This is a genomic window from Rhodococcus sp. NPDC077669, assembly GCF_040686915.1.
In the GTDB taxonomy this organism is placed as follows: Bacteria; Actinomycetota; Actinomycetes; order Mycobacteriales; family Mycobacteriaceae; genus Rhodococcoides; species Rhodococcoides fascians.
In genome coordinates, this window is record NZ_JBFBMD010000003.1 from 116,425 (window position 1) to 143,121 (window position 26,697).

23 protein-coding genes and 1 pseudogene are annotated in these 26,697 nt (G+C 64.8%); 10 read left to right on the forward strand and 14 right to left on the reverse strand.

From position 1 onward, the window contains the following. The first annotated feature begins 89 nt into the window (after positions 1–89). The gene (locus AB0P23_RS04955; RefSeq protein ID WP_032400936.1) at positions 90–1,556 is read left to right on the forward strand and encodes a CCA tRNA nucleotidyltransferase; all 1,467 of its coding nucleotides are present in this window, start codon (positions 90–92) and stop codon (positions 1,554–1,556) included. A 50-nt stretch (positions 1,557–1,606) separates the two neighbouring features. Here the strand turns inward: AB0P23_RS04955 and AB0P23_RS04960 are convergent, their stop codons facing one another. The 3 genes from AB0P23_RS04960 to AB0P23_RS04970 are packed head-to-tail and all read right to left on the reverse strand — an operon-like array spanning position 1,607 to position 5,406. Then, a complete protein-coding gene (locus AB0P23_RS04960) occupies positions 1,607–3,103 on the reverse strand; it encodes a DUF4185 domain-containing protein (protein ID WP_032373412.1) in 1,497 nt (498 codons plus the stop codon). Positions 3,104–3,162: 59 nt separating this feature from the next. Then, the gene (locus AB0P23_RS04965) at positions 3,163–4,449 is read right to left on the reverse strand and encodes an MFS transporter (protein WP_032373413.1); all 1,287 of its coding nucleotides are present in this window, start codon (positions 4,447–4,449) and stop codon (positions 3,163–3,165) included. A 24-nt stretch (positions 4,450–4,473) separates the two neighbouring features. Next, positions 4,474–5,406, reverse strand: a complete 933-nt coding sequence (locus AB0P23_RS04970) for an NAD-dependent epimerase/dehydratase family protein (protein ID WP_032373414.1) — start codon at positions 5,404–5,406, stop codon at positions 4,474–4,476. A 117-nt stretch (positions 5,407–5,523) separates the two neighbouring features. On the opposite strand from AB0P23_RS04970, the gene AB0P23_RS04975 reads away from it, so the two are divergent. Beyond that, entirely contained in the window at positions 5,524–6,213 is a 690-nt protein-coding gene (locus AB0P23_RS04975) for a TetR/AcrR family transcriptional regulator (RefSeq protein WP_032373415.1), read from the forward strand. A 54-nt stretch (positions 6,214–6,267) separates the two neighbouring features. Further along, entirely contained in the window at positions 6,268–6,885 is a 618-nt protein-coding gene (locus AB0P23_RS04980; RefSeq protein ID WP_032400878.1) for a YqgE/AlgH family protein, read from the forward strand. Positions 6,886–6,957: 72 nt separating this feature from the next. On the opposite strand, the gene AB0P23_RS04985 is transcribed toward AB0P23_RS04980, so the two are convergent. The 4 genes from AB0P23_RS04985 to AB0P23_RS05000 are packed head-to-tail and all read right to left on the reverse strand — an operon-like array spanning position 6,958 to position 10,744. Further along, on the reverse strand, positions 6,958–8,319 hold the full coding sequence (locus AB0P23_RS04985) for a glutamate decarboxylase (protein ID WP_032399393.1): 1,362 nt from the start codon (positions 8,317–8,319) through the stop codon (positions 6,958–6,960). Between the two features lie 31 nt (positions 8,320–8,350). Continuing rightward, the gene (locus AB0P23_RS04990; RefSeq protein ID WP_231578233.1) at positions 8,351–9,337 is read right to left on the reverse strand and encodes a bile acid:sodium symporter family protein; all 987 of its coding nucleotides are present in this window, start codon (positions 9,335–9,337) and stop codon (positions 8,351–8,353) included. Positions 9,338–9,354: 17 nt separating this feature from the next. Next, entirely contained in the window at positions 9,355–10,335 is a 981-nt protein-coding gene (locus tag AB0P23_RS04995) for a DUF1648 domain-containing protein (protein ID WP_206498850.1), read from the reverse strand. A 4-nt stretch (positions 10,336–10,339) separates the two neighbouring features. Next, positions 10,340–10,744 (reverse strand): SdpI family protein, encoded by a 405-nt coding sequence (locus AB0P23_RS05000; RefSeq protein ID WP_027495026.1) that lies wholly within the window; start codon positions 10,742–10,744, stop codon positions 10,340–10,342. A 68-nt stretch (positions 10,745–10,812) separates the two neighbouring features. Here AB0P23_RS05000 and leuS point away from each other — a divergent pair, with 68 nt between their 5' ends. Continuing rightward, complete coding sequence (gene leuS, locus AB0P23_RS05005; protein ID WP_045841542.1) at positions 10,813–13,635, forward strand: leucine--tRNA ligase; 2,823 nt, start codon at positions 10,813–10,815, stop codon at positions 13,633–13,635. Between the two features lie 88 nt (positions 13,636–13,723). After that, a complete protein-coding gene (locus AB0P23_RS05010; RefSeq protein WP_206498851.1) occupies positions 13,724–14,998 on the forward strand; it encodes a lipase family protein in 1,275 nt (424 codons plus the stop codon). 5 nt (positions 14,999–15,003) lie between these two features. Here AB0P23_RS05010 and AB0P23_RS05015 read toward each other — a convergent pair whose 3' ends face one another. Then, positions 15,004–15,429, reverse strand: coding sequence for a pyridoxamine 5'-phosphate oxidase family protein (locus tag AB0P23_RS05015; protein WP_027495029.1), 426 nt, complete (start codon positions 15,427–15,429; stop codon positions 15,004–15,006). Positions 15,430–15,520: 91 nt separating this feature from the next. On the opposite strand from AB0P23_RS05015, the gene AB0P23_RS05020 reads away from it, so the two are divergent. After that, complete coding sequence (locus AB0P23_RS05020; protein WP_206498852.1) at positions 15,521–16,246, forward strand: molybdopterin-dependent oxidoreductase; 726 nt, start codon at positions 15,521–15,523, stop codon at positions 16,244–16,246. After that, positions 16,230–16,820: a cytochrome b/b6 domain-containing protein gene (locus AB0P23_RS05025; protein WP_241258330.1), complete on the forward strand. Its 591-nt coding sequence runs from the start codon at positions 16,230–16,232 to the stop codon at positions 16,818–16,820. Before AB0P23_RS05020 ends, AB0P23_RS05025 begins: the two co-directional genes overlap by 17 nt. Positions 16,821–16,841: 21 nt before the next feature. Here AB0P23_RS05025 and AB0P23_RS05030 read toward each other — a convergent pair whose 3' ends face one another. Then, complete coding sequence (locus AB0P23_RS05030; protein ID WP_206498853.1) at positions 16,842–18,080, reverse strand: TetR/AcrR family transcriptional regulator; 1,239 nt, start codon at positions 18,078–18,080, stop codon at positions 16,842–16,844. A gap of 352 nt (positions 18,081–18,432) precedes the next feature. Here AB0P23_RS05030 and AB0P23_RS05035 point away from each other — a divergent pair. Continuing rightward, positions 18,433–18,654 (forward strand): annotated as a pseudogene (locus AB0P23_RS05035) (LuxR C-terminal-related transcriptional regulator); the annotation flags it as partial. A gap of 217 nt (positions 18,655–18,871) precedes the next feature. Here AB0P23_RS05035 and AB0P23_RS05040 read toward each other — a convergent pair. Further along, the gene (locus tag AB0P23_RS05040) at positions 18,872–19,543 is read right to left on the reverse strand and encodes an SDR family oxidoreductase (protein ID WP_206498855.1); all 672 of its coding nucleotides are present in this window, start codon (positions 19,541–19,543) and stop codon (positions 18,872–18,874) included. Between the two features lie 13 nt (positions 19,544–19,556). After that, positions 19,557–20,072, reverse strand: a complete 516-nt coding sequence (locus tag AB0P23_RS05045) for a DinB family protein (protein ID WP_206498856.1) — start codon at positions 20,070–20,072, stop codon at positions 19,557–19,559. A 107-nt stretch (positions 20,073–20,179) separates the two neighbouring features. Between AB0P23_RS05045 and AB0P23_RS05050 the strand changes: the two genes are divergently transcribed. Next, entirely contained in the window at positions 20,180–21,517 is a 1,338-nt protein-coding gene (locus AB0P23_RS05050) for a glycogen debranching protein (protein ID WP_167328992.1), read from the forward strand. Positions 21,518–21,527: 10 nt separating this feature from the next. On the opposite strand, the gene AB0P23_RS05055 is transcribed toward AB0P23_RS05050, so the two are convergent. Next, positions 21,528–22,214, reverse strand: a complete 687-nt coding sequence (locus AB0P23_RS05055; RefSeq protein WP_027495037.1) for a thioesterase domain-containing protein — start codon at positions 22,212–22,214, stop codon at positions 21,528–21,530. 140 nt (positions 22,215–22,354) lie between these two features. Next, a complete protein-coding gene (locus AB0P23_RS05060; protein WP_241258380.1) occupies positions 22,355–23,548 on the reverse strand; it encodes an MFS transporter in 1,194 nt (397 codons plus the stop codon). Positions 23,549–23,687: 139 nt separating this feature from the next. On the opposite strand from AB0P23_RS05060, the gene AB0P23_RS05065 reads away from it, so the two are divergent. Continuing rightward, on the forward strand, positions 23,688–24,569 hold the full coding sequence (locus AB0P23_RS05065) for a LysR family transcriptional regulator (protein ID WP_032385226.1): 882 nt from the start codon (positions 23,688–23,690) through the stop codon (positions 24,567–24,569). Positions 24,570–24,636: 67 nt separating this feature from the next. On the opposite strand, the gene AB0P23_RS05070 is transcribed toward AB0P23_RS05065, so the two are convergent. Then, positions 24,637–26,694 carry a PhoX family phosphatase gene (locus tag AB0P23_RS05070; protein ID WP_032373428.1) on the reverse strand — a complete coding sequence of 686 codons (2,058 nt, stop codon included), beginning with the start codon at positions 26,692–26,694 and terminating at the stop codon, positions 24,637–24,639. Positions 26,695–26,697 lie beyond the last annotated feature (3 nt).

Here is a 26,697-nt window from a genome sequence, read left to right on the forward strand (position 1 = left end):
AGTTGCCTCGACGCACCGCTCCGGGGTGCCGCACCGTGGCCGATGGCCGAGACGATCCGGTCGGTACTGCGCCAGTAGGCTCTTTCACCGTGGCCGATCAGTCCCTGTCTTCCGTTTCCCCCGAGCACACCGATGCCCGTCGGGAAAGATTGTTGGCTGCTGCTGCGGTGACGTTGCGTGAACTCGAGCCGGTACTGACCCCCCTCGGCTCGTTGTTCGCTGCCGCGGGCCACGAGCTCTACCTCGTCGGTGGGTCCGTTCGGGACGCGGTCCTCGGTCGTCTGGGAACCGATCTGGATTTCACCACCGACGCCAGGCCCGAGGTCGTCCAGACGCTGCTGTCCGGGTGGGCGGACCATCAGTGGGATACGGGCATCGCGTTCGGAACGATCAGTGCGGCCAAGGACGGCCAGCAGATCGAGATCACGACGTTCCGCACCGATTCCTACGACCAGGTCTCGCGTAACCCCGAGGTGCAGTACGGCAGCAGCCTCGAAGAAGATCTGATCCGACGCGATTTCACCGTCAACGCCATGGCCGTGCGGTTGGGCGCCGACGGCGTGCAGGAGTTCGTCGATCCGCTCGGCGGCATGGACGCGTTGCTCGAGGGCGTGCTCGATACCCCGTCGGCACCGGAAACATCGTTCGGTGACGATCCGCTGCGGATGCTGCGCGCGGCTCGATTCGTGTCGCAACTCGGCTTCTCGTTGCTGCCGCGGGTGCACAACGCCATCGTCGACATGGCCGACCAGATCGACCGCATCACCGCCGAGCGCATTCAGGTGGAGCTGGACAAGCTGATTCTCGGTGCCCACCCGATCGAGGGCATCGACGTGATGTGCGAGACCGGTCTGGCTCAGCGCATCATTCCCGAGGTGCCGAACATGAAGCTCGAGATCGACGAGCATCATCAGCACAAGGACGTGTACTGGCATTCGTTGACGGTGCTGAAGCAGGCCATCGATCTCGAGGACGGCGACCCCGATCTCATATTGCGTTGGGCCGCACTGCTGCACGACATCGGCAAGCCCGACACCAAGCGTAACGAGCCCGGCGGCGGCGTCAGCTTTCATCACCACGAGGTCGTGGGCGCCAAGATGGTGCGGAAGCGTATGCGCGCGTTGAAGTATTCGAAGAAGATGATCGAGGACGTCTCGCATCTGGTGTTCCTGCATCTGCGATTCCACGGGTACGGCAAGGGTCAGTGGACCGACTCGGCGGTGCGCCGCTACGCCACCGATGCCGGCGAGCTACTGCCCAAGTTGCACAAGCTGGTTCGAGCCGACTCGACCACCAGGAACAAGCGTCGAGCTGCGATGCTGCAGGCCACCTACGACGATCTCGAAGAACGCATCGCCCGCATCGCGGAGCAGGAGGACCTGGCTCGGGTTCGGCCCGACCTCGACGGCAACGCGATCATGGAGCTGCTCGACATCCCCGCCGGTCCCGACGTGGGCAAGGCATGGAAGTACCTGAAGGAACTGCGCCTCGATCGAGGACCACTCTCGCGTGAGGACGCCGAGGCGGCGCTGCTCGAGTGGTGGCCGACGCAGTAGCGCGTCCCGCGCACGTGCGCGGAACTTCGTAGCCCACTACGAGTTTCCACTCACGACGAGCGAAGCTCGGCCTTGACGAGATAGACGTTGTAGCTGTCCCACTCCGAGACGGTGAAGTACAGCTCGTTCGCCGTCGACCACGGATGAATGAAGCCGCCGTAGGTCTTGGGGTACTCGGCGGTGTCGATCAGGGTGCTCGGGGCGGTCCACTCGCCCTGCGGTGAATTTGCTTCGCGCAGAACGATATCGCCGCGTAACGGATCCAGATACGTCATCCGCCAGAGGCCTCGGGCGTCGTCGTGATGAACCGACAGTTCCCCGGCCATACCGTCGGCGATGGGGGTGGCTTCGTTCGATCCGACGGGAGCCCAGGTGCCGTTCACCCAGTACTGGTAGGCGGTCTTGTTCAGTACGTCCGCTTTCGGGACGCGTGCCAGGCCGACCTGGCCGGCGCGACCGTTGACGGTGCCGAACATGTACACGTACTCCCCCGCCGGGACCATCGTCGACACCTGGAACTTGGAGAACCCGAAGACGTTGTCCCACTTGGCATGCTCGTCCTTGACCCAGGTGGAACCGTTGTCGTCGGAATAGGCGATGCCGCCGTAGTTGGTCCACCACATGCCGGGGATCGTGCTCCACCGCCGGATGGACATGTACGACATGTACTGCCGGTCGTCGATCGCGAACCCGGACGTGGGGATGACGGTGGTCTCCCAATTCTTGATCTTGCGCGAGGGTAGTAATTCGGCTGCGTGACAGCGGGAATCCTGCACCATCGAGTCCAGGGTCATACCGTCGGACAGGTCGGTGTCGGTGCTGTGTCCCAGTACGTTCGACCGCCAATCGTCTCCGCCGACCACACCGAATTCCCAACCCTTGCCGAAGGAATCGCCGAAAACGACGGCGACCTCGCCCGGTTTGCTCTCCCACATGATGCCGAGGTCGGTGCCGTCGACCTGCCAGCGCTTGTCGGTGCGGTTCTCCGATCCCGGTCCGGTCAGCTGCGAGACCACCTCGACGTGTTTGAGGGCCGGTGCCACCGGCGGTACCGTCGTCGGCCCGGACTCCGCCGCGGTCACGGCGGGTGCCGGCGGCGGGGTTCCCGGAGTTCCACCGGGGCCGGGAATCGGGATGGGAAGGGTCTCGGGCTGCGGGTCGATCTCGATGCGAGGGAACGGGAGATGGTCTGCCGAGCCGGTGGTGGGCGAGTCCGTGGCGTCGGTGAGGTCGGGGCAGGGGTCCGCGCACGGGTCGGCCGACGGCTCGGCCTGGACACGGGTGTTGTTCGGCGGCGGGTCGGGCACCGGCACGAGTTCGATCGACGGATACGGCACGGGGATCACCACACGATCCGGCAACGGCGGCAGCTGCGGCGGATTTCCGGGCCCGACGGGCTCTGGTGGGTAGTCCTTGGGGTCGAATCCGGTTTCTCCACAGGAATTCACCGGCGGCGGCGGGGCCGCGTACGCGGGGGGTGCGGAAAGAACGGCTGTACCTGCGGCAACCGCGATGATGCAGCCGAGCGACGTCGTGCGGCCATGCATGCGGTGCCCCCGTGTTGTCCGACGAAACCTAGCGGTCCGATACGGGAAGATACACCACGTCAGCGCGGTGCGCGCCTCGTGTTGAGTACCGCTGCGACGAAGCCGACGGCGTAGATTCCTGCTCCGACGAACACCAGCGCGTGCGCAGTGGGATCCTGGCTCAGCTCCGTGGCGTCGGGGCCGACGGCGAATGCGGCCGCGGCGAGGGCGCCGACGAACGCGACGTTGAACACGGTGTCCTGCAACGCGAAGACTCGTCCGCGATGCGCGTCGTCGATCTCGATCTGCATGGCCGCGTCCCCACTGAGTTTGACGGTCTGCCCGGCGATCCCGAGGAGAAAAGCTCCGAGCAGCAGACTGGTCTGGGTGAGGCCGGAGACGGCACCCACCTGAGCGGCGATGGCCAGGACGAGGGCCGTGGCGATGGTGCGAGTGCGGCCGAACCGCGGGACGGCGAACGGGGCGATGACGGCGGCGAGGAACATTCCGGTGGCCGTTGCTCCGACGGCAATGCCGAAGCCGGCGAGGCCGCCGGGCAGGGAACTCTGCGTGCTCTCCCGCAGCACCAGCACCATGATGAGGGTGTTGATGCCGAACACGATGCGGTGTGCCCCGATGCCGATCATCGCGGTGGTCACGCCCGGGGACCGCCACACCGCCAGGGCACCCGATTTCAGGCCGGCGGCAACATCTTTCAGCGGGTTGCCGGGCCGATCGTCCGTATCGGGGCCGAGAGACCGCGGCGCGAACCGTCCGGCCGCAACTGCACCGACCATCGAGCCGGTCGCGGCCAGCCCGACGGCGACACCCGAACCGAGATCCCCCGCTCCGACGGCACCGATCACTGCGACCGCCAGTCCCGCACCGGCCGCCGCGAAACCGGAGCCGACGGTGGCCAGTACCGAGTTCATCGGCACCAGCCACGATTGCCGCACCACATGCGGCAACGATGCCGACGCGCCCGCGAGGACGAACCGACTGAGCCCGACGGTGGCCAGAGCCAACAGCAGCAGCGGCGTGGCGTCGACCCCGGCACACAGAAGCCCGGCGGTAGCGGTGATGAGAACGATGCGAACGATATTGGCCCACAACAGAACCGATCGACGATCCCAGCGGTCCAACAGCGCACCTGCGAACGGGCCCACCAACGAGTAGGGCACGAGCAGAACAGCGAAACCGGCGGCGATCTCGGCGGGGTTGGTGGCGCGTTCGGGATTGAACAGGATGGCACCGCTCAATGCGGCTTGGAACAATCCATCACCGAACTGGCCGGCGAAACGAACAGTGGTGAGCTTGCCGACGCCCGGGGACTCACGTAGGCGGGTACGAAAGGAGGCGTCGTTCACCGACGGGACTCTATCCCGCGTCGGTCACACCGATACGGCGGGCTTGTCTGCCTTCCACCACGCGATCGTGGCGGCTGTGCCGTCGGCGAGCGGGGTGGGCTCGAGGCCGAGAACGCGCTCGCTGTGGCTCGAATCGAGGATGTAGGGGTAGCGGAACTGGTACAGGGTGTCCCCCAGCTCTTTCATCGGACCGGAAACGAGCCCCAGTGCTCGCATGACCCAAGCCGGCACGACACCGATCTTCGGGGTCGGCAAGTGCGCTGCAGCGGAATACATCTCGATCATCTCCCGCTGAGTCACCGCGGGGGCGGTCGGTGCATGCAGGACGGTGTTCCACGTGGACGGTCGTGCGGCCGCGACGATCATCGCGGCTGCGAAATCCGGCACATACGTGAAGGAATGGGGTAGGTTCGCGGCCCCGATCACCCGAATGGTCTTACCGGCGAGCACATTGGCGACCACACGTTCTCCCATGTGCGAGACGAGCACCCTTGGGCCGTAGAAGTCGGATGCCGCGATGCTGACGGTGGGGGTCGAGTGAGCGTCGCGTGCGGCCAGGAGTTCGGTGCGCACACCCAGCTTGCGGAACGTGGCGTTTCTGGGCGAGTCCTCGCGAATGGGCCCGTCGACCCGGCCGTAGGCGTAGAGACTTTCGGGGAACACGACGACCGTGCCCGCGGCCGCGTCGAGCACACGCCGTTCCATCGCCTCGAGCTTGTCGCGCCACACCGTGTTCTCGTAGGCGGCGTGGGTGCAGTGATAGATGGCGGTTGCTCCGTCGACGTGCGCGCGGAGGTCGTCGGACTCGATGTCGACCGATCGCCGTTCGATGTTCGGATGCTGTGGCCCGCTGCCGGATCGAGTGAGGATCCGCACCGTATGTCCCTGCGCAGCAAGCTGTTCGGCGATCGTCCAGCCGACGGGTCCGGCACCGGTGACGACGTGAAGTTCTGACATGGCTACTCCGTTTCGGTAAACGAGAGCGGTGCTCTCTGATGTATCGAGTGTGCACCTCTGCTCGGAGAAAAACAAGAGCAGTGCTCTCGCAAAAGAGCGGCAGTTACAGTAGCGAGCATGGCGAGCACTCCGCGTACCCGAGCCCGCGCCCAGACTCTGAGCGACATCACCCGCATCGGACGCGAGCACCTGGCCGCAGACGGTGCTGCGGCCCTGTCGCTACGCGCGGTCGCCCGAGATCTGGGCGTCGTCTCCTCGGCGGTGTATCGCTACGTCTCGAGCCGGGACGAACTACTGACCTTGCTCGTCGTCGACGCATATTCCGAGCTGGGCGACGAAGTCGACGCGGCCGTCGACGCGGCGGACGGCCCCGCCGACAAGTTCCGGGCGTTGAGCCGGGCGGTGCGTCGATGGGGACTGCGCGAGCCGGCCCGGTACGCGCTGCTCTTCGGCAGCCCCGTACCCGGCTACCACGCGCCCGCCGAACAGACCACCGGCCCGGGGACCAGGGTGATCACCACATTGGTAGCAGTCCTGCAGTCGGCCTGGGATATCCGCCGCCCGGACATCGAATCGGCACCCATCGAGTTGGCGTCGCTGCACGCAAGTTTCGAGGACATCCGCGCCCAGATGGACATGGACCTGCCCGACGAGCTCATCGCATTGGGCGTGATGGTGTGGGCGTCACTGTTCGGCGCGATCAACTTCGACGTGTTCGATCAGTACGGCGCGACGACGTTTGCCGACCGGGACGCGTTGTTCGAGTTCCAGTTGGGGATTCTGACCAAGATTGCCGGGCTCGAGTAGGACCGAGGACTGGCCGTCGTGCTTGTGCCACATCCGGCGGTGTGCGGTGCCACAATGGCTGATGTGGCAGCGCATGCGGAGGAACCCGAGGACCGGACGGCGTCGGCACTGCACGATGTTCGTCCCGGCAGTCTGCTGGTGTCGTCCATCGAACTCGTGGAGCCCACGTTTCGGCGCACCGTCATCTACATCATCGAACACAACGACGCGGGCAGTCTCGGCGTCGTGATCAACCGCCCCAGTGAGACCGCGGTGCAGAACGTGCTGCCCGATTGGTCCGAGCTCGCCGCGAAGCCGCGGGCCCTGTACGTCGGTGGTCCGGTCAAGCGTGATTCGGCACTGTGTCTGGCCACGCTGCGCACCGGTGCGTCGATCGACGGGGTCGCCGGTCTGCGCCGAGTCGACGGCCGGGTGGTGATGGTAGATCTGGATTCCGACCCCGCAGACATCGCGCAGTACGTGGAGGGTGTGCGCATCTTCGCCGGGTACTCGGGGTGGACGTTCGGGCAGCTCGAAGGTGAACTGGACCGAGAAGACTGGATCGTGTTGTCGGCCTTGGCTTCCGACGTGATCGGTCCGCCGCGCGTCGACCTGTGGGCGCAGGTTCTGCGTCGTCAGCCGATGCCGTTGGCGCTGTTGGCGTCCCACCCGATCGACGTCGAACGGAACTGAGAGCGGCTGCGCCGCACGTGCGCGGAACTTCGTAGCAGGGGTCGAGTTTCCACTCACGACCCAGGACACAACCTAGTGCGAAAAAGCCCGCGCGGTCGAGTGTCCGCCCGATTTCAGACCGTCGATCACCTCGTCGATGGCGATGCACAGCATGCGGCCGAGGTCTGCGCTGAAGCCCTCGCGGACGACGATTCTGAGTACGGCGACGTCGGTGGCGTTGTCGGGCATCGTGTACGCCGGCACCTGCCAGCCGCGGGCACGCAGTTCGTGGGACACGTCGAACACGGTGAACTCGCAGTGCTCTTTCAGCATGAACGACAGGACCGGGATGGCCGATCCGTCGGTGATCACGTCGATGTCTGGATGTCCCGCGAGATGAGTGCTGACGCGAACTGCGGTGTCGCGCAGTGCTCTCATGATGTCGGTGTAGCCGGACCGGCCCAGGCGCAGAAAATTGTAGTACTGGCCGATGACCTGATTGCCCGGCCTCGAGAAGTTCAGCGTGAAGGTGGGCATGTCGCCGCCGAGGTAGTTCACGCGGAACACGAGATCCTCGGGCAAGTCTTCCTTGGTCCGCCAGATGGCGAATCCGATTCCCGGATAGGTCAATCCGTACTTGTGTCCGCTGGCGTTGATGGACTTGACCCGAGGCAGACGGAAGTCCCATTCGAGCTCCGGGTACAAGAACGGTACGACGAAACCACCGCTGGCCGCGTCGACGTGAACCGGTACGTCGGGTCCACCGCCGCCGACGATCTCGTCGAGGACGGCGCAGATTTCCTGTACCGGTTCGAGTTCACCGGTGAACGTGGTGCCGAGAATCGCCACGACGCCGATGGTGTTCTCGTCCACCGCGTCCCGAACCTGTTCCGGGGTGATGACGTAGCGACCGCGCTCGACGGGCAGGTACTTGGGTTCGACGTCGAAGTAGCGACAGAATTTCTCCCACACCACCTGGACATTGCTGCCCAACACCAGGTTCGGGGTTCCTGTCCCGGCGCCCTTCGCCCGCCAGCGCCACTTGAGCGCCAACCCCGCCAGCATGACTGCTTCACTGGAGCCGATGGTCGAGACGCCGGTGGCCGACGACGGGTCCTCGCGGTCGAGGCCGGGTGCGTGGAACAGGTCGGCGACGATGTTGACGCAGCGTTCTTCGATGGCCGCGGTGGACGGGTACTCGTCCTTGTCGATCATGTTCTTGTCGAACGTTTCCGCCATCAGCTTTTCGGCCTGCGGATCCATCCAGGTGGTGACGAACGTCGCCAGGTTGAGGCGTGAGCTGCCGTCGAGCATCAGTTCGTCGTGGATGTAGCGGTAGGCGGCGTCTGGGTCGAGTTGATTCTCGGGGAGTCGCAGTGCGGGTACAGGATCGGTGGCGAGCCGGCCGGTGTAGGCGGCAGAGACGACGCCGTCCGTGTGCAGTTTCCTGGGCATTGTCTTCTCCGATTTCTCGACTGACACCAACCTAGTCCGCGACGACCGCCGCCGGGCTCGGTTCCGGTCGACGCGCGAAATGCTGAGCGATGACGGTGCACACCATCAGTTGAATCTGATGGAACAGCAACAGCGGCAGGACGATCAACCCGATGGGTTGGCCGACGAACAGCACGGCGGCCATCGGCAGTCCGCTCGCCAGGCTCTTCTTGGATCCGCAGAACAGCAGCACCAGACGATCCTCGAGTGAGAAACCGAACCACTTGCCTGCGTACCAGGTGATCGTCAGAACGAGGGCGAGCAGCAGGATGCACACGGCGACGACGATGCCGATGCGCCACAGGGCGACCGAGGACCACACGTGTTGATTCATCGATGCGCTGAAGGCGGAAAAGACGACCAGCAGAATCGATCCCCGGTCGACGAGCTTCGTCGACGCGCTGTGGCGGGTCAGCCAGCCCGTCACCCAGGGTCGGAGCAACTGACCGACGGCGAACGGGAGCAGCAGCTGCGCAACGATGTCGAGGATCGAGCTGGGATCGATGCTCGCCGAACCAGTGGTGGTCATCAGCGCGAGCACCAGCAGCGGGGTGACGAACACGCCGAGGATGTTGGAGAACGACGCGCTCACCACGGCACCGGCCACGTTGCCTCGGGCGATGGAGGTGAAGGCGATCGAGGATTGGACGGTCGAGGGCACCAGGCAGAGGAACAGCATTCCGGTGTAGAGGTCCTCGCTGAGCAGACTCGATTCGAGGACCCTCAGGGCCAGGCCGAGCGCGGGGAACAGCAGGTACGTCGACGCCAGGATCACCGAGTGCAAGCGCCAGTGTTTGACGCCTTCCCAGGCGTCACGTGGGGACAGTCGCGCGCCGTAGATGAGGAACAGCAGCCCGATGGCGACGCGTGTCACCCAGCCGAGAACGTCCTCGGCGGTTCCCGACGCCGGGAAGATGCTCGCCAGCGCGGCGACCGCGAAGATGCTCAGCAGGAAGGGATCCAGGACGGTGTCCCGCAACGCTTTCACTCGGCCACTCAGTCCGCAGTGGTGGTGCGGGCACGGTCGGTGAGGGTGTTGAGCGTTCCCGCGATCGTGTCGGCGGCTACGGTTCCGATGGTCAGTCGATCACCGTTGGCGAAGGTGACGAATGCCGCCGGCCCGGCTTCGGTGGCGACGGCGTAGTTGCCGCGGCCCTTCGCTCGAAGACCCCACCCGCCGAAGTCCTTGGCCGGGTTCACCGTCCGCACCGAGGCACCGGTGATCTCGGCGATGTCGTAGTCGAATGCCGCCATTCCCAGGCTCGAGACGTAGAGACCGTCGCTGTCGATGTGCACGGTGAATCGCAGTAGGGACAGGATCAGGATGGTCAGCGGAACGAACAGAAAGATCGGCCACGGCGAATTCGAGAGGTAGCACGTCACGCCGGCTCCGGCCGCAGACAGCGCGATCACCGTGACTGCGGCGACGCGGCTCGCTCCGACGGGAACCACCAGCGGCAGTTCGAGGCCGCACCGAGGTAGGTCGGTGTGCAGGGGTGCGGTGGCGACGACGCGTTGGCGGTGATCCCGCAGGCGCGTCGCTCCGAACAGTCCGATGGCGAACCCGGCAACGGTACCGACGGCGATGGCCCAGCCGGGAATGGTGACGCTCTGCTCGGTGGGTAGGTCGAGTTCGCGTGCGAGGGTCGCGATCTCCAGCACGCCGATCGTCCCGACGACGGTGAGCCCGATGATCAGCATCGTCCGACGCATGATCAGCAGCACTCGGGCCAGGGCGGCCACCGCGCTCACACCGCCCCCGACCAACACGATGACGATGGCGACGGTCCAGGCGTTGGCGAGCGGATTGGAGAAGTCGTCCGGCTGGGTTCCGCTGAAGTGAGTCGCCACCTGGTCCGGCAGGCGACCCTCCCACAGATAGGCCAGGACGAGGCAGAGAGCGGCAACCGCGAGCGGGAGGACGACGCCGAAGACGACTCCGGCCGGATCGAAGGTGCGCAGACTCCTCTGTTTCATGCGCTCAGCTCGGCTGGCAGGCGTCCTTGAGGCTGCACGAGATGCACGATTGTCCGCATCCGTCGGCCTCGGCGGGTGCCGGCACTGCCGCGGCTGCGCGGGCACCGATGGATCCGCCGGCTGCGGCGATGAACAGCGCTGCAGCGAGGGCAACGACCACTCCGACGACCGCTGCGATGCCGCTCAGTGCGAGTGCGGCTACGCCGCCGATGGCCAGTACCAGCGCAGATGCGGCTGTGGTCGGGCCGGCGACACGGTTCGCGAGGACGAACGTCTCGTCGTCGCGCATTGCCTCGGGGGTACGGACACCGGCGAATCGATTGCGCGGGAGCCGGCCGAGCAGCGACAGGGCAGCGACAGCCCCGACGACGAGGGCGAGCACGAACAACACAACCGAGACGATGACCACCTGGCCAGGATACGGCGCAGCGAGGTCCTGGTACCAGGCGGGCCGCGTCACACTTTAGGCTGGTAGGTGTGACCGATTCCGTTGAAGCATCCACCGAGTCCGTTCCCGAGTACCGCTACACAGCCGAACTCGCCGGGCGCATCGAGGAGCAGTGGCAGGACCTGTGGGAATCGCAGGGCACCTTCGACGCGCCCAACCCGGTCGGAGCGCTCGCCGGAGACGTCCCCAAGGACAAGCTCTTCGTCCAGGACATGTTCCCGTACCCGTCGGGCAGCGGCCTGCATGTCGGGCACCCCCTGGGCTACATCGCCACCGATGTATTCGCGCGGTACCACCGCATGCAGGGACGCAACGTGCTGCACGCACTGGGCTACGACGCCTTCGGGCTGCCCGCCGAGCAGTACGCCGTGCAGACGGGTACGCATCCGCGCAGCACCACCGAGGACAACATCGTCAACATGCGACGCCAGTTGCGTCGGCTGGGTCTCGGGCACGATCGTCGACGGTCCCTGGCGACGACGGATGTCGACTTCTACCACTGGACGCAGTGGATCTTTCTGCAGATCTTCAATGCTTGGTTCGACGACGAGCTCGGCAAGGCGCGCCCCATCTCGGAGCTGGAGGCGGAATTCGCCTCGGGTGAGCGGACATTGGACGACGGCCGCTCCTGGGAGTCGCTGACCGTCGGTGAACGCCGCGAGGTGATCGACGGCTTCCGTTTGGTGTACGAGTCCAACTCGATGGTCAACTGGTGCCCTGGCCTGGGTACCGTGCTGGCCAACGAGGAGGTCACCGCCGACGGACGTAGCGATCGCGGCAACTTCCCGGTCTTCCGAAAGAACCTGCGCCAGTGGATGATGCGCATCACTGCGTACTCCGATCGGCTGGTCGACGACCTCGAATACCTGGATTGGCCCGAGAAGGTCAAGACCATGCAGCGCAACTGGATCGGACGCTCTCGCGGAGCGCAGGTCTCGTTCTCCGGGATCGAGGTGTTCACCACCCGCCCGGACACGCTGTTCGGTGCCACCTACGTGGTGCTGGCGCCCGAGCACGATCTGGTCGACGGCATGGTGGCCGAGCAGTGGCCTGCCGGAATTTCGGACAAGTGGACCGGCGGCGCCGCGACACCGGCCGAAGCCGTTGCCGCATACCGCGCGTCGATCGCCGCGAAGTCCGATCTCGAGCGGCAGGAGAACAAAGAGAAGACCGGCGTCTTCATCGGTGCGTACGCCGAGAACCCGGTCAACGGTGAGCAGGTGCCGGTGTTCATCGCCGATTACGTGCTGACCGGGTACGGCACCGGTGCCATCATGGCCGTTCCGGGCCACGACGCACGTGACTGGGAGTTCGCGACGGCATTCGATCTGCCTGTGCGCGAGGTCATCTCCGGCGGCGATGTCACCGAGGCGGCTTACGTCGGCGACGGTGAATTGGTGAACTCCGGTTTCCTCGACGGCCTGCCGGTGGACGAGGCCAAAGCCGCCGTCATTTCCCGACTGGAGTCGGAAGGCAAGGGCCGCGGCACAATTCAGTACAAGCTGCGCGACTGGCTCTTCGCGCGCCAGCGCTACTGGGGCGAGCCGTTCCCGATCGTCTGGGACGCCGAAGGCAACCCGCACGGACTGCCCGATTCTGCTCTGCCAGTGGAACTTCCCGAGATCGAGAACTACGCCCCGGTGTCGTTCGATCCTGACGACGCCAGCTCCGAGCCGTCCCCACCGCTGGCCAAGGCCGACGAGTGGGTCAACGTCGAACTCGATCTGGGCGACGGACTGCAGACCTACACCCGCGACACCAACGTGATGCCGCAGTGGGCCGGTAGCTCTTGGTACCAGCTGCGCTACGTCGACCCCACCAACTCCGAGGCCTTCGCAGACCCGGAGAACGAAAAGTACTGGGTGGGGCCGCGTCCCGAAATCCACGGACCCAACGATCCGGGCGGAGTGGATCTCTACGTCGGTGGCGTCGAGCATGCGGTGTTGCACCTGCTGTACTCGCGCTTCTGGCACAAGGTGCTGTTCGATCTGGGTCACGTCAGCTCCAGCGAGCCCTACCGACGCCTGTACAACCAGGGCTACATCCAGGCCTACGCGTACACCGATTCCCGCGGGGTCTACGTTCCTGCAGCCGAGGTCGTCGAACGCGACGGCGGCTACTTCTATCAGGACCAGCCCGTCAACCGTGAGTACGGCAAGATGGGTAAGTCGCTGAAGAACTCGGTCTCACCCGACGAGATCTTCGCCGAGTACGGTGCCGACACTCTGCGTGTCTACGAGATGTCGATGGGTCCGCTGGACACCTCACGCCCGTGGGCGACGAAGGACGTCGTCGGCGCGCAGCGTTTCCTGCAGCGCGTCTGGCGACTGGTACTCGACGAGGTGACCGGCGAGGTTCGCGTCACCGACGCCAAGCCCACCGAGGACACCCTGCGAGTGCTCAACCGGGTGATCGACGGTGTGCACGCGGATTACGCTGCGCTGCGCGACAATACGGCCGGTGCCAAGCTGATCGAGCTGACCAACCACATCACCAAGGCGTACCCCGACGGTGCCCCGCGCGGGGTGGTGGAGCCGTTGATCCTGATGCTCGCTCCTCTGGCACCGCACCTCGCCGAGGACCTGTGGGGCAGGCTCGGACACGAGAAGTCGTTGGCGCACGGGCCATTCCCGCGCGTGGAGAAGAAGTGGTTGGTCGCCGATACCGTCGACTACCCCATCCAGGTCAACGGCAAGGTCCGCAGCCGCATCACTGTGTCTGCCGATGCAACGAAGGACGACGTCGAGAAGACGGCATTGGAAGATGAGAAAATCGTGGCCCTGCTGGACGGGAAGGCCCCGACCAAGATCATCGTGATCCCTGGTCGCATGGTGAACATCGTTCTGAAGTAGCTCTCGCCTCCGCCGAACTCGAAGTTATGGATGAAAATCTTGCGATTTCCGTCCATAACTTCGATCTCGCGGGGGTTTAATTTGTTGCATGTCACCAGCTGGTAGAGGGTTTGCGTTGAGGCTGATTGCCTCCGTCGTGCTACTTCTCGGGTCCGCGACGCTCGTGAGTGTCCCTGTTGCACAAGCAGATCTGGGACCCGGCTCGCCGGTTCCAGCGGATGATCCGTTCTACGATTGGGACGGCGGCCTGGACGTCTCCCCGGGAACGGTGCTGCGGTCGAGGCCCATGACGTTCCGTACCCCCAGCCAGCCGACGCCGATCTCGGGGAGTCAGGTTCTCTACAGAACTACCGACCAGCAGGGTGACGGCGTCGTCACGGTCGCCACAGTGCTGCGGCCCTTGATCCCCGGGCCGACGCGGATCGTCTCGTACCACATGGCGTACGACGCCCTCGGCTCGCAATGCAATCCCTCGTACACCCTCAGTGGCGGGTCCACGAGTCCCATTGCCGGCGCGGAACAGGCGGTCATCGCCGGTTACCTCGCAGCCGGCTACACCGTCGTCGTGCCGGATTACGAGGGCGAGGAGCTCGAGTGGACGATCGGGCGGCAGTCGGGCTACGCAGCTCTGGACGGCGTTCGCGCGGCCCAATCCTTCCTGCAGGTTCCGTCGAGCACCCCCGTCGGGATGATCGGGTACTCCGGTGGATCCGTCCCGACGCAGTGGGGAGCCGAGATCGCTCCCGAGTACGCACCCGAGCTCAATCTCGTCGGAGTAGCGGCCGGCGGGCTACCGGTCGACCTGGCTCACAACCTGCCGTACGTCAGCGGTAACAGAGGGTGGGCGGGTGTCATCCCGGCACTGATCGTCGCCTACGAGCGTGCGTACGGACTCGACCTGAACAGTTTCATCTCCGACTACGGCTTCGAGGTTATCGATCAGGTCGATCAGGAGTGCATTGCCCAGTTCGCCGACGACTACCCGACGCTCACCGACGCATCGATGGTGAAGGCCCCGTACACCTCCCTGCTGGACGTACCCGAGGTGGTGGCGGCGATCGACGACAACATCATGGGCAGCCAGGGCACTCCGCGGACGCCGATGTTTCTGGCCGTCGGTCACGCCGATCCGATCGGCGACACCGTCATGATCACCGGCGACGTGCAGGGACTGGCGTACGGCTACTGCGGCCGGGGCGTGGATGTGCAGTACGCGCAGTACGACGGCCTGACGCACAGCGACGCCTTCCCGGTATTCGAGGCGCAGAGCCTGCAGTTCCTGACCGAACGGTTCAGCGGTGGGCCGACGCACAGCAACTGTGTGACGATCCCGCCTGGCAATGCCTTGACCCCGACTTCGTAGTTCTCTCAGATGGCCCCGAGATCGGCAGACAGCCAGTGTTCGGGGCGCAGGTAGAACACCACATTCTCCTCGTGCTCTCGGTTGGCCATCTCGAGGTAGCCGTCGACCTTCTCCGGGGGCAGGTAACGGGCTGCCATGGCTCGCAGCAGCTGCGGGGTGCTCGGCTCCTCTCGCGCCACGGGGCCCTCGACGCTGACGTAGCGGATCGTCGGATCGGACTGCTCGATCATCAGAGTGAATCGCCCTGCAGTCCTGATCAATTGGGCCTTCTTCGAGGTGGCACCGGTCAACACCCAGGCTTCACCGCCGGGGGTGTAGTCGTACCAGATCGGTACCGTCAGCGGGCCACGGTCCGCCCCGGCCGCTACCGAGAGGGCGGCGATATGCGATTCGGCCAGATACTCTTCGCGTTCTGTCTTCGACAGTGCCATGAATCAACCGTAAGACTTCCCCGGGCGAAGTTCCAGACCTGATTCGACGCCCAATGTGGCCTGATCCTGGTCCGCCGTGGACAGTGGAGGGATGCCGATCGCCGAGCCGAAGATTGCGGGTAGCCCCGTCGGTCGCCGAGTCGTGCTCGGCCTGGTGTCGGCCGGGGTCGCGGGCATCGTCGGTGGGGGCGCGGTGCAGAAGGGTCTCGCGTCGGTACTCGGGCCGATCGGTAACCACGATCCGACGGGACTGATCGGACTGATTCCCGTGGGCGACAACTTTCGCTTCTATTCGGTGACGCAGGGCGCGCCGCGCAAGGACGAGAACTCCTATGCCCTGACGGTGGGCGGTTCCGTCGACACACCGCGCACGTTCACTCTGCAGGACCTCCGCTCGATGCCGCAGACGTCGTTGGTGCGTGACTTCCAGTGCGTGACGGGATGGCGTGTACCGGAAGTTGCTTGGAGCGGAGTGCGATTGGCAGATATTCTCGATGCCGTCGGACCCACCGCGTCGGCGACGTCGTTGCGGTTCACCTCGTTCGACGGCACGTATACCGAGAGTCTGACGCTCGAGCAGGCGCGACGCGACGACGTACTGGTTGCGTTGACCATGCTCGACGGCCCCGTCACCCACGATCACGGAGGTCCGGTTCGGCTGTTCGTCGCTTCGATGTACGGCTACAAGAGCATCAAGTGGATCGGCGGAATCGAGTTGACGGACAACGTGGTTCCCGGATACTGGGAGAAACGTGGATACGACATCGATGCGTACGTCGGCGAGTCGAACGGACGTCGAGATGACCCCACGAGCTGACGACCGCGCACGGTTCGACCGAGTCGAGCGGTACGTGCACTGGACAGTCGGGGTCTTGGTGATCGTGTGCATGGTGACCGCTGCGATTCTGTACATCGGGTCGCTCGCGGTGCTGGTCGGCAATCGCCCGGTGGTGGAGTTCGTGCACGTGTGGTCGGGCTTTCTGTTGCCGATTCCGTTGATTCTCGGTGCGGTCTCACGCAGCTATCGCACGGACCTCGGCCGTCTCAACAGATTTGTCGCCGACGACTGGAAGTGGTTGCGCTCCAAAGCACGTCGACTCGGGGCGGTGGGGGTCGGGAAATTCAACGCGGGTCAGAAGCTCAACGGCGCGCTCAGCGGCGGGTCGATTCTGGTGCTCCTCGGTACCGGCGTCGTCATGTACTTCTCGGCGTGGAGTCCACTGCAATGGCGTATCGGTGCAACATTCGTACACGACTGGTTCGCCCTGGGATTCGGGCTACTCGTCGTCGGACACATCACGTACGCGTGGAAAGACACCGAGGCCATGCGCGGAATGACACAGGGTGCCGTGACCAGGGAGTGGGCAGAGCACGAGCATCCGGAGTGGTGACAACAGTTCTGTCCAGCGTCCTCACCGCGGCCGTATCGCAACACCGGGCATCAGTATTCGCAGGACACCCTGCGCCACTTCGGTTGCGGACTCCGCAGGACGCGTCAGGCAGCGGAAGAGAATGTTGTTGGTCAACATGATTGCGGCTTCGAGTGCCGGTGCGTCGTCGCTGAACACGCCGCTTTCACGTCCGCGTTCGAGGATGGGGACCACAGCGGACGGGAGGTAGAGGTTTTCGATGACCGTCGTGATGGTGCTCGGTTGATGGAACTGTTCGAAGCTCAGCGCGAGCAGCATGCCCGAGCTCATGGCTCGATTGTCGATGACGAACTCGCCCAACGAAACCAACGTGCGTTGCAGTGCGGTGGCGGGGTCGACTCCGAGGCGTTCGTCGGCGCGACGCAGCCGGAGCACACGGTCGAATTCGGGCTTCAGCGCCGCAACGATGATGTCGACCTTGCTCGGAAACAGTCGTCGAAGGTCTTCTACGCGGATCTTCGCCGCCGCCGCGATGTCGGCCAGGGTGACCAGGAAGTAGCCGTTGTCGACGAACAGAGTTTCGGTCGCCGCGATCACGTCGGCCTCGAGGTCGGGCCGCAGAGCATCCGAGATTTCGCCCGGATCGGGTTGGGCAACGGTGCGGTCGGAATGCAGTGGGTCTATGGCCCACTGGAGAATCGAGTTGGTGGCCGATGCAACGTCGTCGGAGGACACCGAGCCCGGCGTGAGCACCTCCCGGAGCGCCAGCCCGTCGAGCAGAGCCCCGACGACCGCCGAGAGGTTTGTCAGCGACAGTGGTTGGCGCAACGATCCGCCGTGAGCCTGCACCGCTTGACCGATGATGGATCGCAGGTCGGTGTCGAAGCACTCGAACTCGGGGATGACGGCCTTTCGGGCACCGTTGTGGTCGGCAGCTAGCAGCACTGCGACGAGGCGACGTCGCATGAGACCGGACGTGAGGTCGTCGAACAGGGCCGACACCGGAGCTTTCACGTCCTGCGTGCCGGTAGGAGCAGCCGTGCCGGTGTAATCGAGTGTGAGGTGGTCGAGGAGGTCTTCGACGAAAGCTTCCTTGCCGCCGGACCCGCCGCCGCGAGAGTTACCGGGGTACGTGTTGTGGAAAGTTTGGTGCGACAGCCCCGCGCGTTCGACGACGGCCGAGATCGAGAGCGAACGCGCAAGATCGGTCGTGTCCATCTCACCGAGCAGGCGATATCCGGCCTGAAGGAACTGCTCCCGTGGGAGTGATTTCTGGTTCACCGACTACCGCCCTCGTCCACCTGCGCCGCATTGTTTGGATCTTGAACTATAGCAACTGGATGGTCCGGATCCCGCTGTTTAGTTTGAACTAAAGCATGGTGTAGCCGGATATGCTTTCTGGAGTAAAGCCTCGAATAAGCTTGTGTTGCATGGAGTTCGGCAACCGTGGTCAGATTCAGACCGGCCCGTAGGCCGATTGCATGAGGAGGCCAAGATGGTAGCGACGAATCATCGACCCCAACTTTATTCGCGAGTCTCGGCGTCGAACGGCGTCCGCTCTCCACTCGCTACCAGGACCGGCGGAGCAAGGCCCACACCTGCGCCTACGCGGGCTGTGCGGGTGTACACCTCACCGGGCCTGACCGCGCGTGAGATCACCGTGCTCAAGGCGTGGCTGGACTGCGATTCCAAGGTCGACGTGGGCGCACGCCTCCACATCGCATTGGGCACCGTCAACACGCACCTCACGAGAATCCGCGACAAGTACTCCCGCGTCGGACGCGCCGCTCCAACGAAAGCTGCACTCGTCGCGCGCGCCCTGCAAGACGGCATCGTGAAACTGGACGAGCTCTGACGCTGGATTGTCCGCGTTGCTGAAACCTGTGGATGCGTTCCCGAGCTCTTTGGCAGTCGCCGCCCCGGACCGTAAGCGATAGATCATCCGAGTGAATGAGAAGACTCCATTCGTCTACTGGCAAGGGTGAAGAGGGAGATGCAGTCGGTGCTGTAAACAACGCCGGGACGAACCTCATGTTGTGAGTGGAAACTCGACCCCTGCTACGAAGTTTCGCTCACCTGGTGCGGAGCACCAATTCCGTGGGGTGAGCATCGGCGGGGGTATCGATTGCGTTGCGCACTGCACGGGCAACGGTGCTGGGCTGCAAGAACTTCGAGCCGTCGTACTCCCCGCCTTCGTGCGCGACGATCTCCCGCTGCATCTCGGTGTCGATGCGTCCTGGGTGCACCGAAGTGACGCGCAACGTCGGCTCCTCGAGGCGCAGTGCATCAGCGAAGGCGCGGAGCGCGAACTTGCTCGCCGCGTAGGCACCCCAACCCGGGTTGGCGCGTATGCCGGCACCCGAATTGATCAGCACCACATGGCCTTCGGCGGAGCGCAGTGCAGGGAGTAGCAATCGAGTGAGTTCGACGACGGCGATGACGTTCACCTCGTACTGGCGACGCCAATCGTCCGCCGTCGACTCTTCGACCGTCCCGAGTGCTGCCACCCCGGCGTTGTGCACCAACACATCCAGAGAATCGATGTTCGACGCGGCAGCGGCCACCGCGTCCGGATCGGTCAGTTCCACCGGCCACGGGGTGGACCCGGACAGTTCCGACACAATGGGGGCGAGGGACTCGGTGGACCGACCACCCAGCAACACGTGATGGTCCGGAGCGAGCAATCGAGCGATATGGGCCCCGAGACCCCGGCTTGCTCCGGTCACCAACGCAGTACGAGTCATGAACTCAGGTTAGCTAGAAGCTCATCCCCGCCTCGGATGCCCATGCCTGGGTGGTGTTCGCGCCGTCGAGTTCCTCGCGAATGATGTCTGCGTGGCCGGCGTGCTGGGAGATTTCTCGAAGGATGTGCAGAACCGTGAATCGTGCACTCTGCCAGATTCGTTCGGGTGCCCACGGTGCCGTCGGGACAGGTACCGACAGTTCGAGGTCCAACGTTTCCAGCGCTGCCGAGGTGGCACCGGCCACCTCTTCCCATTCGGCGACGAGTCCGGCGACGGTCTCGTTCTCGGCCATCACGTACTCGCTGCCGGCGGCGGCCATGTCGAATTCGGCCGTCTCGTCCAGCTCTGCGATCACTGTCATCCAGTGGCGCTCGTTGCTGATCACGTGGTGCAGCAGTCCGCCGAGGGTCAGCTCGCTCGCGGTGGTGCGGGTACGCGCCTGTTCCTCGCTGATGCCGCGGACGGTGATGAGAAAGTTCGCGCGCTGTTCGGCGAGCATTTTCTGAATGTCGGTGTTCTCGGTGGCCATCGTTTTCCTCCTTGTAGCTGGTGAAACTCACACTAGGAGCGATCGCGGACACCTTCGGTCCGCAATCCAACCGAGCAGAAATCGGCCGCCGGACGCAAACTATCTGCATGGGCGATCGCGGTTTCACTTCCACGCAGCTGGCCGCACGTGCGGCGTATCTGCTCCGAGGCAACGACCTGGGCACCATGACCAGCGCAGCACCCAGGTTGTACCCGCACATGTGGAGTTGGGACGCCGCATTCGTTTCCGTCGGCTTGGCACCGTTGAGCGTCGAGCGGGCCGTCGTGGAGATGGACACATTGCTGTCGGCGCAGTGGAAGAACGGGATGATTCCGCACATCGTGTTCGCCAACGGTGTCGACGGCTACTTCCCCGGCCCTGCGCGGTGGGCCACCGGGACGCTGGCGACCCACGCTCCGATGAGTCCGCAGACCTCCGGAATCACCCAACCGCCCGTCCACGCGATCGCCGTGCAGCGCATCCTCGATCACTCCAAACGCCACGGCCGCACGACGCGAGCGGTGGCGGAGGAGTTCCTCGATCGCCGCTGGGGTGATCTGGTGCGGTGGCATCGTTGGCTCGCCCAGGCCCGCGACGTCGACGACAACGGACGCATCGCGCTGTTCCACGGCTGGGAGTCCGGCATGGACAATTCGCCGCGATGGGATTCGGCCTACGCCAATGTGGTTGCCGGTGAGATGGATCCGTATTTTCGCGAGGACAAGGCGGTCATCACGGACTCGTCTCAGCGGCCAAGCAATCTCGAGTACGACCGCTACATCTGGTTGGTGGAGGAGATGAAACAGGTCGGCTACGACGACGATGCGTTGAAGACCAAGATGAGCTTCGCCGTCGAGGACGTGTTCGTCAGTGCCATCTTCGCCGTCGCGTGCGACGTCCTCGCCACCATCGGAGAGGACCACTCGCGGCCGCGCTCGGATGTGCGCGAATTGCGCGGGTGGGCGGACAAGTTCCGCAAGGGAGTCATCGCGACCACCGACACGCGTTCGGGCGGGGCACGAGATTTCGATCTGCGGACGGGTCAGTGGATCGGCACGGAGACCATTGCCATGTTCGCGCCGCTGCTGTGCGGAGGATTGCCGCGCGAGCAGGAGCGCAATCTCATTCGGATCTTCGAGGGCACCCGGTTCTGCGGACATCCGGACCTGCGGTACGCGGTACCGCCGTCGACGTCCCCGGTGTCGAAGGACTTCCGTGCTCGCGAGTACTGGCGGGGACCGGTGTGGCCGGTGATGACATGGCTGTTCTCGTGGGCTTTCGCACGCCGCGGGTGGTCGGAGCGATCACTGTCTTTGCGAGACGAGGGTCTGCGTCAGGCGAGTGACGGCAGCTTCGCGGAGTACTACGAGCCGTTCACCGGCAAGCCGCTCGGCAGCATGCAGCAGTCCTGGACGGCCGCCGCCGTGCTGGATTGGCTCGGATGAGCCGGCCGGGTCAGCCGAGGTAGCTGTCGACCAGCGGGCCGACGACGTCGAACGAGGTGGCGTCGGGCACGAGGTACTTGGCGATCGTGCCGCAGACGAAGGGGTGCCACGCGGACCCTGAGTCGGTTCCCATCGAGGACACGGCGAGGATGTCGCCGAAGTAGATGCCCGGCAGGTGCCGCTGGGCGAGTTCGTCGTTGTGCGAGGCAACGGCGAGCAACTCTTCGGCGTGGCTGCGATCGATGTCGTCGCCCATGGACCCGAGCAGGTCGGCGCTGTCGGCGCTGGACCGAACGGGGTCGCTGTCGAGCAACGTCAGTGCACCGACCGTGACGCCGCGACTCTGCAGCTCGACGGCGATGGCGTGCGCGAGTACTCCACCGAAGGACGTGCCCAGCAGGTGTACGGCCCCGTCGGTCTGGATGCGAACGATGTCGTCGGCGTACTGCGAGGCCAAGGCGACGAGGGACTCCGCGAGCTCTCCCGACGTCGGGACCTGGACGCCGTAGATGGGACGCGCGTCGTCGACGTGTGCTGCGAGTTCCGCGTAGCAGTCGACCAGCCCGACGAGGGGGTGGATGCAGAACACCGGGTCGAGGTGGCCGGCCGTACGAATCGGTGCGATGGTCGGCACCGCGTAATCGGACGGGTCGAGTTCCGTGAGAGCCACGTGGATGCGATCGTTCACGACAGTCATGGGTGCGCCTCCGAGCCAAGAGAAGTAGTTCGTGTTTCTATGGTTTGTTCGTGCCGACTCTGGGTATGTCGCCGTCGGCAGCGTGAGTGTTACCCACGTCTCATCGAGAACGACTCAACCACGTCTCGGAACAGAACGCATTAGTGACTGTTCACCATCGTCGGCTCGGACCCACCGGGCGTCCCGCAGGTGTTTTCCCGACGTCGACGGGCGTCCACCTGCAGATCCAGTAGCCAGACCAGCAGTGCGGCGACCGCGAACACGGCCCCCGCAGCGCACACACCTGCCCACTCGAAATGCTTCCACGCCAACGTCCCGACGGCAGATCCTGCTGAGGCGCCCACGAAGTACGTCGTCATGTAGACGGAGTTGATTCGGGCGCGAGCAGCCGGTTCCAGGGCGTAGACGATGTGCTGGTTGCTCACGTGCACGCCCTGCAGTGCCAGGTCGAGAAGTACGAATGCGACCACGAACACCACCCAGTAGTGGCCGCCGACGGCGAACATCGGCCAGAGTGCGATCAGCAGAACCGCACAGGTACCGCTGGCCCATTGCACCAGTCCGCGGTCTGCGAGCCGGCCCGCGACGGAGGCCATCAACGCGCCGCCGACACCGGCCAATCCGATCAGTCCGATCTGGACGGCACCGAAACCGAACCTCGACGACAGCAACAGCGTCATCGTCGCGAACACCGTGCTCACCGACGCGAAGCCGAGACCGCCGAGCACCGCGCGAGTCCGAAGCCTGGGGTGGGTGCGCACCAGCCGAATCATCGACACCAGCGCCGAGCCGTAGGTGACGTCCGCCGTCACGGTGTTGCGTGGCAGCACCCGCCACAGGCCGACCGCGGCGATCAGCATCAACACCGTGGCCACACGGTAGACGCCCTGCCACCCCGTCACCGACGACAGCAGCCCCGAGATGCTGCGGGCCAGCAGGATGCCCGTCAGCAACCCGCCCATGACCACTCCGACGATGCGTCCCGCTTGCTCCGGGTGCGCCATCGACGCGGCGAACGGCACGATCACCTGCGCCGCCACCGAGAACAGTCCAGCGATCGCCGTGCCGACGAGGAGCCAGGAGAGGCCGGGAGCGAATCCGGTGATTGCCTGACCCGTCGCAGCGAGAATCATCAGCCCGACGCTCAACTTACGGCGATCGACGACGTCGCCGAGAGGCACGATGAGCAGCAGGCCGAGGGCATAGGAAATCTGTGCGACGGTCACCGAGGTGGCTGCGGCCGTCTCGGACACGTCGAATTCGGTGGCAATGAGGTCGAGCAGCGGCTGGTTGAGATAGTTGCCGCCGGCCGAGAGTCCGGTGGCGATCGCCATCAGGGCGACGACGGGGGTGCTCACGCCGGTGCGCGAGGTGCTTGCTGTCTTCACATGAACAAGGGTGCTCGTTGCACATCCAGCTGTCCAATAGAACGTTACGAACGATCGATCGTCTAAACAGATAGAGTTGCGAAGCGTGGAACTCAGACACATCCGGTACGCCGTGGCGGTCGCCGAAGAGCAGCACTTCGGGCGTGCAGCAGCTCGGCTGCGAGTCGCTCAATCGGCGCTGAGCAGCCAGATCAGAGACCTGGAAAAAGAGCTGGGCGTAGAACTGTTCGCGCGCACGAGCCGAAGCGTCACCATCACCCCGGCCGGACAGATCTTTCTCGAACGCGCGCACAGCGTGCTCGGTGCCGTGTCCCGATTGGTGGCCGACGTCGCGCCCGATCCCACGACCGCCATCAGGCGGCTGCGTATCGGCATGATTGCGCCTCTCGCCCGTGTCGATCTGGCCGCGGTGGTCGGCCGGATCTCCCAGCGATTTCCCAACACGTCGGTGACGTTGCTGCCGCGGCCGAGCGCCGACGTTCTCGACGGCATCGCACGCGGAGACCTCGATCTCGGAATCATCGGGCTCGCGCCCGGACGCCCACATCCGGGGTTGACCGTTACCGCCCTGTGGACCGAGCCACTGTCACTGTTCGTCGGTCCCGATCATCCTTGGGCTCAAAGGAATTCGATACGGTTGGCCGACCTGTCCGAGATGACGATGATCGACCGGCCGGCGGGAAGCGAGGCCAGACTGCAATCCGATCATGCATTCACCCGCTCGTCGGTTCCCCGTGGCCGCATTCTGGAGGCCGATTCGGCCGACCTCATCGGTAAACTCACCGCAGCAGGGTTGGGTGTGACACTGCTGCCGTCGTCCTTGGCGTCGATCCTCCCCGAACTGCACATGATCGACGTCATCGATGCACCGACCCGAACGGTGTCGGTGGTGACCAACCCCGAGCACGCGAATGCGGTGATCGCCGCCGTGGTCGAGGATTTGATCGCGTCGTCGGTGGCGAAGTGAACACCGCCCGATGCCCGTAGTCGAGGATTCGACTACGGGCATCGTGGCTCTATCGAAACAGTCTGGGCTAGGCGGACTTCCACACCGCGACGATGGAAGGCCGCGGTTGGGTGTCGCCGCCGTCGGGCCAGTGCGAGATCGGTGCGTCGGCGGTGGCGTCGTCGCTTTCACCCGGGTGCTGGACGCAGACCATGACGCGCTCGTCGGTGACGATGGGGCCACAGGTCTCGCCGCCGGCGGGGACGGTCAGGAACTGACGTGTCTCGCCGCGACGGGGGCCGTCGAGCACCACGGCGAACAGGCCGTCGTTGGAATCGAGGGCGTTGCCGTCGGTCGAGACCCACAGGTTGCCCTTCGAGTCGAACGCGAGATTGTCGGGGCACGAGATAGGGCTGACCTGACTCTTGTCGAATCCGCCGAAATACGTGTCGGCCTCGTTCGGATCACCGCAGACCAACAACAGGTTCCACGTGAACGACGTCCCGGCGTGGTCGTCGTCGAGTTCGAGTACCTGCCCGTTCTTGTTCTTGTTGCGGGGATTGGCCTCGTCGGCCGCCGCTTTGCCCTCGGTGCCGCGGTTGGAGTTGTTGGTCAGTGCTACATACACCTTGCCGGTCACCGGGTTCGGCTCGAAGTCCTCCGGGCGGTCCATCTTGGTTGCGCCCACGGAGTCACCCGCCTGACGGGTGAACACGGCCACCTCCTCGGCCGACATACCGTCGACGAGAGACTTGCCGCGGCCGTCCTCGCCGGTTTCGAGCAAGGGAATCCACGTTCCGCTGCCACGGAATTCACCGTTGGAGGGCAGCGCGCCCGAGCCGTCGATCTCGTCGGGCGTATCACCGGTGAGGCTGGCGACGTACAGCGTGCCGGCGTCGAGCAAGGTCAGGTTGTTGCGCATCGCGGCCTGGCCGGTGCCGGGCATCATCTTTCGGCTCGAGACGAACTTGTACATGTAGTCGAAGCGCTCGTCGTCGCCGCTGTACGCCACCACCGTGCCGTCGTCGGTGACGTGGATGGTCGCGGCCTCGTGCTTGAACCGGCCGAGAGCGGTGTGCTTGATCGGTGCCGACTGCGGATCCCACGGATTCACCTCGACGATGTAGCCGAATCGATTGACCTCGTTGGGTTCTTGCGCCAGATCGAATCGCTTGTCGAAGCGCTCCCACTTACGTTCGCTGGCGGCGCCTTCGACGCCGTAGCGCGACAGGCGCTTGGCCACAGTCGCATCCGTGACGCTTTCGGCATTGGCGAAGTACTGGTTGAAGTTCTCCTCGCCGGAGAGCACCGTTCCCCACGGGGTGAGGCCGCCCGAGCAGTTGTTGAACGTGCCGAACACCTTGGTGCCGGTGGGGTCCACGCTGGTCTTGAGGAAGTCGCTGCCTGCGGCGGGCCCGGTGATGACGAACTCGGTGGTGCCGGTGATGCGCCGGTTGTACTGGCCCATAGCGGGGGTGAGCTTGCCGGTGCCCGATTCGCCCTGCACCTGTACGACGGAAAGGCCGTGTGCCGCAAGGGCTACGTCGAACTGCTCGCGGGTGGGGTTCTCCGCGTCGTAGCCCTTGAACATTGCCGGTTCCGTGCTGTACTCGTGGTTGACCACCAGCAGGTGGGCGTTGGGCGTGCCCTCGATCGGCAGCAGGCCGGCGAAGTCGTTGTTGAAACCGAACTGCTTCTCCTGCGCCGCGCCGGTCTGCTTGTCGAAGTCGAAGGCCGGTGCGCCCGCGACGACGGCGTCGCCCCACCGAATGACGATGCCCTGCTCGTAACCGTCGGGAACGACGACGGCATCCTCGGTGTTCGGTTCCACTGCAACGAAATCCACGCCGTCGACGGGCGGAGTATCGGTTCCCGACGTACCCGTGGTTGCGCTACCGGTCGCGGCCGGCTCGTCGGTCGAACATGCGGCCAGTGCGCTACCGGCACCGACGGCGAGCACTGCCATGGCCCCGCCCTTGATGACGCCGCGCCGCGACATCGCGGTCTTGACGATGTCGCCGAAGTACTGGCCCTTCGACGTATTGGGAATCTCGTGGAAACAGGCATCGCCGCACTTGTACTTGCAGGTCAACGATGATCGTTTGGAGCTTCCGTCGTGAACGGCGAACAGGGGCAGTGGCTTCATGTC

What these genes read in the sequence shown, in the direction of transcription:
- AB0P23_RS05040 (WP_206498855.1), bottom strand. Translation starts at nt 19,543, where the DNA reads ATGACTCGTACTGCGTTGGTGACCGGAGCAAGCCGGGGTCTCGGGGCC.
- AB0P23_RS04960 (WP_032373412.1), bottom strand. Translation starts at nt 3,103, where the DNA reads ATGCATGGCCGCACGACGTCGCTCGGCTGCATCATCGCGGTTGCCGCA.
- AB0P23_RS04995 (WP_206498850.1), bottom strand. Translation starts at nt 10,335, where the DNA reads ATGAAACAGAGGAGTCTGCGCACCTTCGATCCGGCCGGAGTCGTCTTC.
- AB0P23_RS05055 (WP_027495037.1), bottom strand. Translation starts at nt 22,214, where the DNA reads ATGACTGTCGTGAACGATCGCATCCACGTGGCTCTCACGGAACTCGAC.
- AB0P23_RS05050 (WP_167328992.1), top strand. Translation starts at nt 20,180, where the DNA reads ATGGGCGATCGCGGTTTCACTTCCACGCAGCTGGCCGCACGTGCGGCG.
- AB0P23_RS04970 (WP_032373414.1), bottom strand. Translation starts at nt 5,406, where the DNA reads ATGTCAGAACTTCACGTCGTCACCGGTGCCGGACCCGTCGGCTGGACG.
- AB0P23_RS04980 (WP_032400878.1), top strand. Translation starts at nt 6,268, where the DNA reads ATGGCTGATGTGGCAGCGCATGCGGAGGAACCCGAGGACCGGACGGCG.
- AB0P23_RS05020 (WP_206498852.1), top strand. Translation starts at nt 15,521, where the DNA reads ATGCCGATCGCCGAGCCGAAGATTGCGGGTAGCCCCGTCGGTCGCCGA.
- AB0P23_RS04985 (WP_032399393.1), bottom strand. Translation starts at nt 8,319, where the DNA reads ATGCCCAGGAAACTGCACACGGACGGCGTCGTCTCTGCCGCCTACACC.
- AB0P23_RS05070 (WP_032373428.1), bottom strand. Translation starts at nt 26,694, where the DNA reads ATGAAGCCACTGCCCCTGTTCGCCGTTCACGACGGAAGCTCCAAACGA.
- AB0P23_RS05010 (WP_206498851.1), top strand. Translation starts at nt 13,724, where the DNA reads ATGTCACCAGCTGGTAGAGGGTTTGCGTTGAGGCTGATTGCCTCCGTC.
- AB0P23_RS05015 (WP_027495029.1), bottom strand. Translation starts at nt 15,429, where the DNA reads ATGGCACTGTCGAAGACAGAACGCGAAGAGTATCTGGCCGAATCGCAT.
- AB0P23_RS05060 (WP_241258380.1), bottom strand. Translation starts at nt 23,548, where the DNA reads ATGGCGATCGCCACCGGACTCTCGGCCGGCGGCAACTATCTCAACCAG.
- AB0P23_RS05025 (WP_241258330.1), top strand. Translation starts at nt 16,230, where the DNA reads ATGACCCCACGAGCTGACGACCGCGCACGGTTCGACCGAGTCGAGCGG.
- AB0P23_RS05045 (WP_206498856.1), bottom strand. Translation starts at nt 20,072, where the DNA reads ATGGCCACCGAGAACACCGACATTCAGAAAATGCTCGCCGAACAGCGC.
- AB0P23_RS04975 (WP_032373415.1), top strand. Translation starts at nt 5,524, where the DNA reads ATGGCGAGCACTCCGCGTACCCGAGCCCGCGCCCAGACTCTGAGCGAC.